An 11,968-nucleotide genomic window follows, 5' to 3' on the forward strand; every position below is an offset into this window, starting at 1 on the left:
CATGCTTTTCAACTACCGGGTCATCATCAACATTTTAGGCACTTTACTGATGCTGAATGGGATGTTTATGCTCTCCTGTATCCCGTTTAGTCTCTATTACAAGGAGGGCGATCTTTTTTCTATCATCCTTTCCGCTACCATCACGGCATCTTTTGGTTTTTTGATGTGGTTTTTCACCAAAAACAGCAAAAACAAAGAGTTGAGAAAGCGGGATGGGTATCTGGTGGTGACCTTTGGATGGCTCATTATGTCTTTCTTTGGGTCTCTACCCTATATCCTCAGTGGTTCTATTCCCAACCTGACTGACGCGTTTTTTGAAACCCTGAGTGGGTTTTCGACTACTGGTGCGACCATTCTTACTGACATAGAAGCGGTACACAAGGGGATTCTGTTTTGGAGGAGCCTTACTCAATGGATTGGGGGAATGGGGATTATCGTACTTACGGTGGCCATCCTGCCCATTTTGGGCATTGGGGGTATGCAGCTCTTTGTGGCGGAGGCTCCGGGGATTTCTCCTGATAAGCTGCAGCCGAGAATCAAAGAAACGGCCAAGCGACTCTGGTTTATCTACCTGGGGCTGACCCTTACCGAAACGGTGCTGTTGTGGGTGGGTGGAATGACTTTTTATGACGCCATCAACCACGGACTGACCACCATGGCTACGGGTGGCTTTTCTACCAAAAATGCCAGCATCGCTTATTATGCGTCTCCTTATATTCAGTATGTGATCATATTGTTCATGTTTCTGGCCGGCACCAACTTCACCATGACGTACCTGGTTTTACACAAGAAATTCCGGAAGGTATTTCAAAACGAAGAGTTCAGGTTTTATTCAGGTTTTTGCTTAGTGGCCGGGCTGGTCATTGGTATTGTGATTTTCAGCCAGGGGCATGATACGTTTGAAAAATCAATTCGGGATTCACTGTTTCAGGTGGTGTCCATTATTACGACCACCGGATTTATCACAGCCGATTACACTTCATGGACTCCCTTCATAACTATTCTGTTTGTGGTGATGATGTTTTTCGGAGCTTCAGCGGGCTCTACAGCCGGTGGTGTGAAAATTGTCCGACATATTATTCTCGTTAAAAATAGTCTGATGGAGCTGAAACGCCAGCTACATCCCAATGCGGTCATCCCTATTCGACTCAATGGCAAGGCGGTATCGCGGGAGATCACTTATAACATTCTGGCATTTATCATGATCTACATTTCCATTTTTGCCCTTGGCTCTGTGGTTATGGGTATGTTGGGTGCAGATTTCAATACCGCCATAGGCTCGGTAGCCACATGCCTTGGAAATATTGGCCCGGGTATTGGTGATGTGGGCCCGGTTGATAACTTTGCTTCTATCTCTGCACCTGGTAAGTGGGTGCTGGCTTTTTTGATGCTTTTAGGCAGGTTGGAACTCTTTACCGTTCTAATGCTGTTCACTCCTTATTTTTGGAAAACAAATTAATCCATGGAATTCATCCTTAATTTTCTCATCTGGAGCTCAGACCCTGATATTTTTGTCATTCCCATTCTCGATCACCCTGTGCGCTGGTATGGGTTGCTCTTTGCGGGAGGATTTATCGTCTCTCAGCAGATCATGTTTTGGCTTTTCAAGCAGGAAGGCAGGCCTGAAAAGGATGTAGAAAAGCTGACCGTCTATATGGTGGTAGCAGTGGTGGTAGGTGCCAGGCTTGGGCATTGTTTGTTTTACAATCCGGGATTCTACCTGTCTAACCCTATTGAGATTTTGAAAATTTGGGAGGGTGGTCTGGCCAGTCATGGTGGTGCGCTCGGCATTATTCTGGCTATTTTCCTCTTTTCAAAAAAATACCCCCAATATCCCATGCTGTGGATGCTGGATAGGCTGGTGATAGTGGTGGCCATCACCGGAGCAATGATCCGCACGGGTAATTTTTTCAACTCAGAGATGGAGGGAAAAATGACCAATGCCAACTATGGTGTGGTCTATGCAAGGTTTACCGAGGACGTGCTGCGATATGACGATCGAAAGGTGGAGGATGTGATTTTCCTGAAAGGTGGTGAAAGGGTGAGCAATACCCCCGGGATACACCCCATCACGGCTAAAATAATTTACCAGCGCGGAGTGGAGCTTACAGCCCAGGACAAGGTGTTTTTCGAAAACCAGCTGAGAAGTGCCCTGCTGAGGTATGACGATGTGGTGGAGCACATTGATTTTGGAAAGGATGAGCCACTGGCCTTTAAGTTTTACCAGGAAGATAACCGTTCGGTAGCTGAAATTTATGGACTGGGTGTATCCAGGCACGCTGCTCAGCTCTATGAGGCGGGGTATTGTATTTTACTGATGCTGCTATTTTTCTGGCTCTGGAAAGAGAAGCGATTTATCCTGCCACAGGGGTTCAGCTTCGCCTTGTTTATGACCCTGCTATGGTCATTGAGGTTTGTGGATGAGTTCTTCAAACTCAACCAGGAGGCATTTGAGGAGGGAATGGTCCTAAACATGGGGCAATTGCTCAGTATTCCGCTTGTACTTTCGGGGATAGGCATGATGATTTACTTCCACATGAAAGGCAGCAAGACCATGAGCGGTGATGATCGCAAAATAGGCTAGAGACGTTCTACCTGAATGTCTGTATTGACAATACGGGATAGCTCTTTGAGTTTTCCAGCCTCGAAGAGGGCAGGAATTTTCTGAAGGGGAGTGCCTACTGGCACCTCGTAGTTCACATAGTCCTGGAACAGGATGCCACCTCGCTCTGAGCGATTGTAGGCCTTTCTAAATCGGACCCCACCACCGTCTGTTTCGTAGTTATAGGCCAGGAAGTCCAGCAGGTGGGTTTTTTCATGAAACCAGTAGCGGTATTCATCCTTAAAGTCCTCACCTCCACCACTGGGGCGGAAGGTAACTTTCAGCACGTCGTAGGTTTCTCCAAGAACCTTTTGAGTGCCTTCGTAGGATTTGATCACAGCAGGGTCATTGAGCAGGTAAGGCAATTGCACAAAATAGAGCACAGAATTCACCGAACTGGTGTACTTCACCTGCATGGTGTCCGGCACGGAGATCAACTCGCCATTCACCGTACGAGCGAAGTCCGTACTATTGATCAGGACATCCTCAACCCAACTCGAATCTTCTTTGAATGACCGGGTATATTCGTAGCTGTCTTCACTTCTGCTGACGCTGTACGACTTGTCACGGAAAGTGAATGAAACACGACTATTGGCAAGACGACCCTGGCCATGGGCCTTGACGGCCTGTGATACCACATTATTCGCCTTATCCGGCTCTCTGTTGGTGCAGCTCACCACAAGTCCGATGAGCGCAACACATACGGTAATTTTTCGCATGTGTTACCATACGCATAGAACTCCGGGCTGTTGTCATTTTTCGGCGAAGTGTATGGGCCGGGACATTGAAAGGTCAGCCGAATCAAAGTTTCTTGATAACCTCCTCTTCTGTCAGCCCTTCGGCAATTTGGATATTGATACCATCAGAAAGCCCCGTTTTGACCTGGCGCCGCTCAAACTGTTGTTCGCCGGTACGGACTTCTACAAAGATATCGTCACCTTCGAAAATGAGATTGCTCTCTTTGATGGCGAGCACATCACTGGCCTTTTGTAGGATGATGTCTGCTGTAGCACTATATCCTGCCCGGAGAAAGTATTCCTCCTTGAGATCTACTGCTGCCTTGATGTCAAACTTAATGGCTCCCTCGTCGCTTTCCCCTTTTGGGGAAATAAACTCCAGTTTGGCGTTGAAAATGACCCCTTCTATGGCCCCCACCGAAAGTGAAAGATCCATACCCACATTAATTTTCCCCACTTCAGATTCGTCTACTTTTCCCTCAAAAATCATCTCGCTCATATCTGCTACGGAGGCTATGCTCGTACCTTCATTGAAGGTGTTGGATTCTATGATGAAGGTTCCTTCTTTCACCGGGATGTCCAGGATCATGCCATTCACCGTAGAGCGCACCAGATTGGAGACGTTGCCGGTCTTTTGTGACGAGCCTTCCTTGATCAGTTCCAGGTTGTTTTCTGCGGCTTCTACTTCTTGTTTTCTCAGATTAAAGTCCAGAAGAAACTGATTGTAATCAAACTCTGAGATTACTTTTTCGTCAAAAAGTTCTTTTTGCCTTTTGAGTTCTTTTTCGGAATTATCAAAGTTGATTTTGGCGGTTTGCAATTGCGCCTGAGCATTGTTGAGCGCTACCACATTGGGGATGATTTTGATCTTGGCCACCAGATCTCCAATTTTCACCTGGGCTCCTTCCTCCAGGTAGAGCTTTTCCACTACCCCTGAGACCTGTGATTTCAGGGCCACCTCTTTTCGGGGCACGATGGAACCCGTGGCAATGGTCTTTTTGATGATGTCAGTTTTGAAAGGGGTGTCAGTTTCGTAGATAATCGGTGGTTCCTCTGATTTTTGATAGAGAAAATATCCTGTGCCCACGAATAGCCCTAGTATGATGACGATGGTAAGTCCAATGAAAAAACGTTTCATTTCTGTTGATAAGTTTGGTTAGTGTCTATTCAAAAAAAATTATTCATCCCGCAAGGCAATGACGGGATCTACCCGGGCAGCTTTGATGCCCGGTATCAGACCGGCAATGACCCCTGAAATCAGCAAAACGGAGATGGCTGAAAAAGCTGCCTTGAAGTCTATCTCCGGATTCACAAAAAACTCACTTTGCATGCCAAATTCTGCCATGGCATAGGCAATGCCTTCTACCAGCACTACACCGAAGACCAGGCCCAGATAACCAGAAACTCCAGAGATGACCAGTGCCTCCTGCACGATCATGCTGATGATGGACCATGGTTTGGCACCTATCGATTTTCTAATGCCTATTTCCTTGGTGCGTTCTTTCACGATGATGAGCATGATATTGCCCACGCCGATCATACCAGCCAGTATGGTGCCTATAGCCACCAGCCAGCTAAAGGCGGCTATTCCGGTAAAAAGCCCCTGCATTTGTCTGAACTCTTCTTCCACATTGAAGCTTCCTAGCGCCTGGCGATCGTTTGGGGCTATTTTATGACGTTTTCGAAGCTCGGCTTTGATAATCTCCTCCGCTTCCAGCCCTGAAATACCATCCGCAGGGATGCATCCAAACCACCCAATGCTCTCGCCCATATTGAAGGTTTGCTGGGCAGTGGTACCTGGGATGTGAATAATCTGAATGTCATTTCTGGCATCCTCGCCCGTAGCGCGGGAGTCAAAAATCCCAACCACCTTGAAGGGTACGCCATTGATCTTAATGTGTTCACCGAGTGCCCTGCGTTCCTGAAAGAGATCATCCTTCACCCGACGCCCGAGCACAGCGATTTTTCTTTTTTGCTCAATGTCAAATTTGTTGATAAACCTTCCTTCAGTGATCCAAAGAGGCTGAATATCGAGGTATTGCGGGTAGTCTCCCATGATCGAATAGGAGACGTCACGGTTGTCATAACTGATGGTGACCTGACCACCACTCCATCGGGAGTTCAGAGGAATCCTCGGTGAGACTGTGTGGAGCCCTTTAATATTTTGCAGTGCCTTAAAATCATCGTTGGTGAGGTCAATGGATCGGCCTGCCTGAAATCCCGCATATGGCACCGAGGTAACTTCCGTCCATACAAACACGGCGTTTTTGGCAATGTCGAAATTTTGCATCACACCGTTCTGCAGTCCGTTACCTGCTCCCAGCAGCAGTACCAGCATGAAGATACCCCAAAAAACACCAAAAGAAGTGAGCGCCGTACGGAGCTTGTGCTTCATAATGGTTTGCCATATTTCTTCCCATTTATCCTGATCAAACATCTTATTCGTCTTTTAGGGCGTCTACGGGTTTAATGTGTGCAGCTCTGAGCGCCGGGAAGAGGCCGGCCAGGGCCCCTGAGACCACTAAAATGATCAGAGAGGTAATGGCTGCACGAAAATTGACCTCCGGGCGGGTGAAAAAATCCAAATCCGCACCCATAGCTTCCAGAGCATAGTTCACGGATTCCAAAAGCACCACCCCCATGAACAATCCAAAATACCCAGCCACGGCAGTGATAAAGATGGACTCCTGAAGGATGAGCCCCACAATGGAGTTAGGTGTAGCACCCATGGCTTTGCGAATTCCGATTTCTTTGGTGCGTTCTTTCACTACGATAATCATGATATTGCTCACCCCCACAATGCCAGCTGTGAGCGTGCCTATACCCACGAGCCAGATGAAGGCTTTAATTCCGTTAAAGAGATTCTGAACCTGCCGAAAATTCTCTTCCTGATTGTGAACCCAAAAAGCCTGATCGTCATCCGGGTGGATGCTTTGCCTTATTTTGAGGAGCTCCAGGATGTCTCCTTCCAGCTGCTTGCCCATGGTGCCCGGTGCGGTAGTCACAGCGAAAAGCGACACTGACTTGTCTGGGTTGAAAATTTGCTGGTAAGTAGAAAACGGCACGTAGATTCTCTGGGCCTGATCCATTCCGTTGGAAGCTTCAAACTTGAAAACACCAACTACCCGAAACATACTGCCTTTGATATCCAGGTATTCACCCACAGGGTCTACCCCTTCCGGGAAAATGGACTCAGCGACCCGGTTGCCGATGTAGCAAACCTTCCTTTTTTCCCTGTCATCCAGCAAATTGAGGGATCGGCCAGACTGTATTTTCATGGTCACCTTGATGTCAAAATAGTCTGATTTGGTGCCATACACCCCAAAGGCACTCCCACGGTTTTTATACTTCACGATGTAGTTGCCCATGAGCCAGTTTTCGGGAGACATAAACTCTATGCCGGACACCTCCGTGAAGACGGATTCCAGATCTTCTTCCTGAAAGGGGTGCTGTCTGCCTGCTGGCATCCCTTCGTAAGAGATGGACGTGCGGGCAGGGATCACCCAGATACTATTGATGGCATCCAGGAGCATACTCTGCTGCACTCCGTTTTGCAGGCCCTGTCCTGCTCCAAGGAGAAGAATCAACATGAGGATACCCCAAAACACCCCAAAGGCCGTAGCAAACGTACGCACCTTGTTTTTGGTGATGGTTTGAAAGATCTCCTGCCATTTATCCAGATCAAACATGGCTCATGTCGTGGTTTTCGCTCAGAATTGTTCCGTCTTTGATCATGATTACCCTTTGGGTGGCAGCTGCCACGTCATTTTCATGCGTCACGATCAGGATGGTTTTGCCATTGGCATTCACCTCCTTAAAAATTTCCATCACTTCATGTGATGTGGTACTGTCAAGCGCACCGGTAGGTTCATCAGCCAGAATGATCTTGGGGTTGGTGATGAGGGCCCGGGCTATCGCCACACGCTGCCGCTGCCCGCCGGACATTTCGTTGGGCAGGTGATGAGACCAGTCTTTGAGCCCCACTCTTTCCAGATAGCCTTCGGCAATTTTGTTTCGCTTTTTTCTGCCGATCTTCTGGTAGTAAAGAGGCAGGGCTACATTTTCAATGGCACTTTTGAAATTGAGCAGGTTGAACGATTGAAAGACAAAACCGATGAGTTCATTTCTGAGTTGTGCGGCTTTTCCTTCAGACAGGTTTTTGATCAGGTGACCACCCAGGGTGTAGCTTCCTTCATCGTAGCTATCCAGGATGCCAAGGATGTTGAGCAATGTGGATTTACCAGATCCGGAAGACCCCATAATGGAGACCAGTTCCCCTTCTTCTACATTGACATTCACCCCTTTCAGGACGTGGAGCGATTGCTTACCCAAGTGGTAAGATTTATGGATATTTTCCAGAGTCAGCATTCGGGTTAGGTTTGGATGAATGATCTAATTAACGCTGAAATGAAGAAATATGGTGTTTTTTAATGTAAATAAATGTCACAATGGCATGACATGGTGCTCGATACTTTAAGATAAATGGCGCTAAAAGAGGGAGAATAGTTGTGATTGAATTCCTTTCTTTCTTTTTTCACTTTCAAAACCAAAGGATGAGAAAAATTTGTCTGTATCTGGTGCTCTTAGGTGCACTGATGGCTTGTGACAGGAGTACCAAAAAGGAAAGCGAAGCGGCCCTCCCACCCCTTCAGACCCTGCCTTCCTACCTGAGTTTCCGGGTCAATTTCCCGGTGGGTGAGTTGGAGGATGGTGTGAACCGAGTGCTCCCCAAGCTCATTCTGGATGATGCCCTTCCCCTGAAAGGAAAGGGAGATACCCTTTTTCTGAAAGTGGAGCGCAAAGGGAAACTCAACCTGGCCATAAGAAAGAATGAAATCTTTGCCTCGATCCCTCTGGATGTGGAAGCTGGTATTAGTAAGAAAGTACTTGGTGTGACTTTCTCCAATGCCGATGCACCTGTAAAATTCAGTGGGCTACTCAAGGCATCGGCTACTGTGGGTATAGATGAGAACTGGGATATGAATGTCACTTGTGAGTACAAGGGCTTTGATTTGGGGGAGAGTTCCAAAATATCCATCATGGGGATGACCTTTAATGTGGAGGGAACCATCGACAAGGCGTTGGAGGAGCATGAAGATCAGCTGTCTGATATTATTTGTGGGGCCCTGAATAAGGCGGTGGACTTCAGAGGTACCGTGGAGAAGGTATGGATGGATTTGCAAAAGCCCCAGCGCATAGCGAAGAGGCCTCAGGAGTTGTGGTTGTACTCTAACCCTGTTGCGTTAAATGGCACACTGGTGCCGCTGGAGAAGGACACACTATCGGTACATGTGGAGTTCCGTACCAAAATCAACATCTCGCCGATCAAACGAGATGTGGAAGTAAAGGTGCCGCTGACCAGCAGAGGGGAGCCACTCAACACCCGGGCGGCATTGCTGGTGTACCCTGAGATCAATTTGCCTTATGACCTACTCTCACAAACACTGAAGCGAGAACTTGCTCAGCATGAGTTTACTTATGAGGCATACAAAGTGCGGGTAACAGATGCACAGATCATGCGTGAAGGTCAAAAGCTCAAAGTGAAGCTGAACACTACCGGTGATCTGAATGGGATAGTGTATGCCACGGGGCGGCCAGTACTGAATGAGGATAGGGAGCTGGTGCTGGAGGGGTTTGCTTACGAGATAGATGCGGATGATGAGTGGGTGGCCATGACCGACTGGGCAGTGCATGAGTTTGCGGAGCGATATGTGGCCGAGCAGGTAAGGATGGATATGCAGCCCTTTTTGGAAGACCTGGATGAACTGATTATGACAGGTCTGGACAAATCACATCTGGCAGAGAAACTGGATCTGCAGATTGGTTTTGATGAAGTGACCTCTTACCAGCTGCGGCTCACAGAGGATGCCATTCAATGGATTTTTTATCTGGAAGGATGGTCTCAGCTGAACCTCAAAAAAGGGCTTTTTAAAAACAGAGATTAAGTTTCACAGTTTGTCCAGGCAGTTGATGGCCACAGGTACGATGGCACCCTCGGGCAGACTTTGGCAAGTGGCATCTGAGGAGGAGTCATATTTGAATCCAAAGAGGAGTGTAATCGCTATGGAATAGCTGCCAGCCTCAGGTTTCCTTATTTCCACGTTAGTGCTGTTTTTTACTGGCTGAAACCACACCTTTTGGTGTGTGAGAAAAGTGTCAGCCAAAAGCATCCATTGGTTATCCCAGATACCATCGCCGCATGAGGTGCCGAGAAGTGAAACTACCTGAAGGCATTCAGTTCCCTGAGGGAGGAGAGCCAGGTATGGGTCTACCCGTATTCTTTTGAGACTCTTGGCGTTGATGACAGAAACGCTTGTTTCTTCCAAAGCTACAGAGTTGATCAATGCTGCATGGATATCGATGTTGATGGTATCTCTCACTACGGCCTCACAATTGTCTCCATTTGAATTGTGAAAAAGATAGACGGACACATTATCACCCGTGGTATTTCCGTTCCACCAGGTATAGAAAAGATGCTCGTTGCAACCTCCGGAATATTCCACGATTACTTTCCAGGTGTTTTGGGACGGAGTGATGCCTATGATCCGGTACGAATCATTGGGAACATCTCCCACGTCATGATTCGGCCCCAGATAATTGATGGCATTATCCGTGATTTTATCCGTTGTATCCAGAGTGCTTTCCAGGCAGCTCCAAAACATCACACTCAGCAGCAAAAGGAGAATAGGTTTCATTAGTTGTATTTGCTTTATAGACACGCTATTTGATAAGACCGTTTAAAAGCGCACAATTAATTGGAAGATCAAATGTTGTATTAAAGGAACAATATGCACCTGAATAGGTTGCTATGGTATGAAAAAGAAGGAAAAAATAAGATCAATTATTGTTTTTTTGCTCGTTTCCACGGTTTTTTTTGGGTGTGAAAAACTGGATTTCACTCAGTTTACCATGGATTACACCTCAGAATTCACCTACAGTGGGGGGTTGGGCACTGCCATTCCATTTACTGCCCGCACACCGGAAATTTCTTCTAATTCTTCTTCTACCTTTTCTGCTAACAATACCAGGAAGGACAAGGTGGAGGAAGTCAACTTACAGTCGATGAGACTCGAGATTAAAACCCCGGCTGATGTTGACTTTGATTTTTTAAATGAAATCACCATTTCCATCAATGCAGAAGGACTCAGCGAAAAGGTGATTGCCACCAAAACTAACATTCCGGAAGAAGGACTCACCTCGCTCGAAATGGACGTGGAAGGATCGGTCAATCTCAAGGATTATGTGACGAGCGATCAGTTTACATTTAAGACCACTACCAAAACGGATAAGACCATCAGCAATGACATCACAGTCACCATCAAAAGCGTCTTTTTCGTGGATGCCAAAGTTTTATAATCTACTTGTCGGGTTGGAGGTTGAGTTTTTTTAGGAGCTGATCCCGCCTCTTTTGAGCCATTTTTCCATGAGTGATCATCACGGGTGGATAGAGCATGTAAATGAAGCCCGATACTGTAAAGTTGTGCATTCCGAATAGGCCAGATAAGGCAATAAGCGCAGACAGGAGTGGAATGATTCCCATTAGGAGGTTGGTACGGAGTGCCGCTTTGGTCTCGTGAATTTCATACTCGTCCAGTTCCAGCTCAGAGCTTATTTTCAGCGCATGACGATACATGAGACTGATGGTAAAGAATATGCATGCTGCTCCTAATCCATACAGCATCATGAGGGTGGGTGTGTCTTCTAGTTTAATTACGGAGGTGAAAAGATGTTGGAATATTTCTCGATCCGAGGTGAATAGCCCAACATACAGATCAAAAAGGATCTTGAAGAGAAATTTGAGCGGATAGACGTAAATGAGGATCAGAAAAATCAGGAAAGTGTTGAGGGTAATGATGCGTGAGTCCTGCAAGCCGTAGCGAAGAAAAAAGATATAATGCTGGTACCAGATGACCATTACCAGTATGACGCACAGTCCGAAGGGGACCACGTCGCGCATGGATAGCCACAACTCTTCAAAAGTATTGGGAGCGGAAGTTGAGAGGACGATGAGGGTGATGCCCAGTGCAAAAGCAGCGTCTGTGAAGGCTTCTACGCGCGTTTGATTTTTTCCTCTGTATCTGAAATAAGGATCCAGACCTACCTCCTGATCTTTCATCAGTTTTCTCATGATGATTCAAAATAGCTAAATATTGCCAATGATTTACACGACGATGAACTTAATAATCGAGTCAGGACGCAGGAGTTAGAGTCTAATTGTAGATTTTCATTCAAATTTTAAAACCAGTGATTCATATGCGAGGAATAATTGTATAATTTTGGCCCTCTCAAAAGATCGAGGTGTAGCGCAGCCCGGTTAGCGCACCACGTTAGGGACGTGGGGGTCGCTGGTTCGAATCCAGTCACCTCGACTAGCAAAGCCAACCTGTTTAGGTTGGCTTTTTGCGTTTTATGGCCTGGATGAGAACCAGCGGGGGGTCGGTTCGAAATCGGAGCGCAGCGTAGATTCACGAGGGGTTTGCGCGCATGGCTGTGCGTATGAGTAATCCAGTCACCTCGACTAGCAAAGCCAACCTGTTTAGGTTGGCTTTTTGCGTTTTATGGCCTGGATGAGAACCAGCGGGGGGTCGGTTCGAAATCGGAGCGCAGCGTAGATTCACGAGGGGTTTGC

At 47.0% G+C, this 11,968-nt stretch carries 11 protein-coding genes and 1 tRNA gene; 5 read left to right on the forward strand and 7 right to left on the reverse strand.

What is annotated here, in order from left to right:
* Window position 1: 1 nt before the first annotated feature.
* Both GV030_RS21405 and GV030_RS21410 read left to right on the forward strand, forming a co-directional pair.
* Window positions 2-1,459, forward strand: a complete 1,458-nt coding sequence (locus GV030_RS21405) for a TrkH family potassium uptake protein (RefSeq protein ID WP_159585539.1) — start codon at window positions 2-4, stop codon at window positions 1,457-1,459.
* A 3-nt stretch (window positions 1,460-1,462) separates the two neighbouring features.
* Window positions 1,463-2,584, forward strand: coding sequence for a prolipoprotein diacylglyceryl transferase (locus GV030_RS21410; protein ID WP_159585541.1), 1,122 nt, complete (start codon window positions 1,463-1,465; stop codon window positions 2,582-2,584).
* On the opposite strand, the gene GV030_RS21415 is transcribed toward GV030_RS21410, so the two are convergent.
* The 5 genes from GV030_RS21415 to GV030_RS21435 form a co-directional block, all read right to left on the reverse strand.
* Complete coding sequence (locus GV030_RS21415) at window positions 2,581-3,321, reverse strand: DUF6503 family protein (protein WP_159585543.1); 741 nt, start codon at window positions 3,319-3,321, stop codon at window positions 2,581-2,583. The two genes, GV030_RS21410 and GV030_RS21415, sit on opposite strands and share 4 nt — an antisense overlap.
* 82 nt (window positions 3,322-3,403) lie before the next feature.
* On the reverse strand, window positions 3,404-4,477 hold the full coding sequence (locus tag GV030_RS21420) for an efflux RND transporter periplasmic adaptor subunit (protein ID WP_159585545.1): 1,074 nt from the start codon (window positions 4,475-4,477) through the stop codon (window positions 3,404-3,406).
* 39 nt (window positions 4,478-4,516) lie between these two features.
* Window positions 4,517-5,776: an ABC transporter permease gene (locus tag GV030_RS21425; RefSeq protein WP_159585547.1), complete on the reverse strand. Its 1,260-nt coding sequence runs from the start codon at window positions 5,774-5,776 to the stop codon at window positions 4,517-4,519.
* A 1-nt stretch (window position 5,777) separates the two neighbouring features.
* A complete protein-coding gene (locus GV030_RS21430) occupies window positions 5,778-7,028 on the reverse strand; it encodes an ABC transporter permease (RefSeq protein ID WP_159585549.1) in 1,251 nt (416 codons plus the stop codon).
* The gene (locus GV030_RS21435) at window positions 7,021-7,707 is read right to left on the reverse strand and encodes an ABC transporter ATP-binding protein (RefSeq protein WP_159585551.1); all 687 of its coding nucleotides are present in this window, start codon (window positions 7,705-7,707) and stop codon (window positions 7,021-7,023) included. The genes GV030_RS21430 and GV030_RS21435 overlap by 8 nt, the downstream gene beginning before the upstream one ends.
* Before the next feature lie 185 nt (window positions 7,708-7,892).
* Between GV030_RS21435 and GV030_RS21440 the strand changes: the two genes are divergently transcribed.
* Complete coding sequence (locus tag GV030_RS21440) at window positions 7,893-9,284, forward strand: DUF4403 family protein (protein ID WP_159585553.1); 1,392 nt, start codon at window positions 7,893-7,895, stop codon at window positions 9,282-9,284.
* Between the two features lie 3 nt (window positions 9,285-9,287).
* Here the strand turns inward: GV030_RS21440 and GV030_RS21445 are convergent, their stop codons facing one another.
* The gene (locus tag GV030_RS21445) at window positions 9,288-10,034 is read right to left on the reverse strand and encodes a hypothetical protein (RefSeq protein ID WP_159585555.1); all 747 of its coding nucleotides are present in this window, start codon (window positions 10,032-10,034) and stop codon (window positions 9,288-9,290) included.
* 118 nt (window positions 10,035-10,152) lie between these two features.
* On the opposite strand from GV030_RS21445, the gene GV030_RS21450 reads away from it, so the two are divergent.
* Window positions 10,153-10,695 carry a hypothetical protein gene (locus GV030_RS21450; RefSeq protein ID WP_159585557.1) on the forward strand — a complete coding sequence of 181 codons (543 nt, stop codon included), beginning with the start codon at window positions 10,153-10,155 and terminating at the stop codon, window positions 10,693-10,695.
* Between the two features lies 1 nt (window position 10,696).
* Here the strand turns inward: GV030_RS21450 and GV030_RS21455 are convergent, their stop codons facing one another.
* A complete protein-coding gene (locus tag GV030_RS21455; RefSeq protein ID WP_159585559.1) occupies window positions 10,697-11,467 on the reverse strand; it encodes a TMEM175 family protein in 771 nt (256 codons plus the stop codon).
* A gap of 166 nt (window positions 11,468-11,633) precedes the next feature.
* Here GV030_RS21455 and GV030_RS21460 point away from each other — a divergent pair.
* Window positions 11,634-11,708 (forward strand) — tRNA-Pro (locus GV030_RS21460).
* Window positions 11,709-11,968: the final 260 nt, after the last annotated feature.

The organism is Marinoscillum sp. 108 (genome assembly GCF_902506655.1).
Lineage (GTDB): Bacteria > Bacteroidota > Bacteroidia > Cytophagales > Cyclobacteriaceae > Marinoscillum > Marinoscillum luteum.

What these genes read in the sequence shown, in the direction of transcription:
- GV030_RS21405 (WP_159585539.1), top strand. Translation starts at nt 2, where the DNA reads ATGCTTTTCAACTACCGGGTCATCATCAACATTTTAGGCACTTTACTG.
- GV030_RS21410 (WP_159585541.1), top strand. Translation starts at nt 1,463, where the DNA reads ATGGAATTCATCCTTAATTTTCTCATCTGGAGCTCAGACCCTGATATT.
- GV030_RS21415 (WP_159585543.1), bottom strand. Translation starts at nt 3,321, where the DNA reads ATGCGAAAAATTACCGTATGTGTTGCGCTCATCGGACTTGTGGTGAGC.
- GV030_RS21420 (WP_159585545.1), bottom strand. Translation starts at nt 4,477, where the DNA reads ATGAAACGTTTTTTCATTGGACTTACCATCGTCATCATACTAGGGCTA.
- GV030_RS21425 (WP_159585547.1), bottom strand. Translation starts at nt 5,776, where the DNA reads ATGTTTGATCAGGATAAATGGGAAGAAATATGGCAAACCATTATGAAG.
- GV030_RS21430 (WP_159585549.1), bottom strand. Translation starts at nt 7,028, where the DNA reads ATGTTTGATCTGGATAAATGGCAGGAGATCTTTCAAACCATCACCAAA.
- GV030_RS21435 (WP_159585551.1), bottom strand. Translation starts at nt 7,707, where the DNA reads ATGCTGACTCTGGAAAATATCCATAAATCTTACCACTTGGGTAAGCAA.
- GV030_RS21440 (WP_159585553.1), top strand. Translation starts at nt 7,893, where the DNA reads ATGAGAAAAATTTGTCTGTATCTGGTGCTCTTAGGTGCACTGATGGCT.
- GV030_RS21445 (WP_159585555.1), bottom strand. Translation starts at nt 10,034, where the DNA reads ATGAAACCTATTCTCCTTTTGCTGCTGAGTGTGATGTTTTGGAGCTGC.
- GV030_RS21450 (WP_159585557.1), top strand. Translation starts at nt 10,153, where the DNA reads ATGAAAAAGAAGGAAAAAATAAGATCAATTATTGTTTTTTTGCTCGTT.
- GV030_RS21455 (WP_159585559.1), bottom strand. Translation starts at nt 11,467, where the DNA reads ATGAGAAAACTGATGAAAGATCAGGAGGTAGGTCTGGATCCTTATTTC.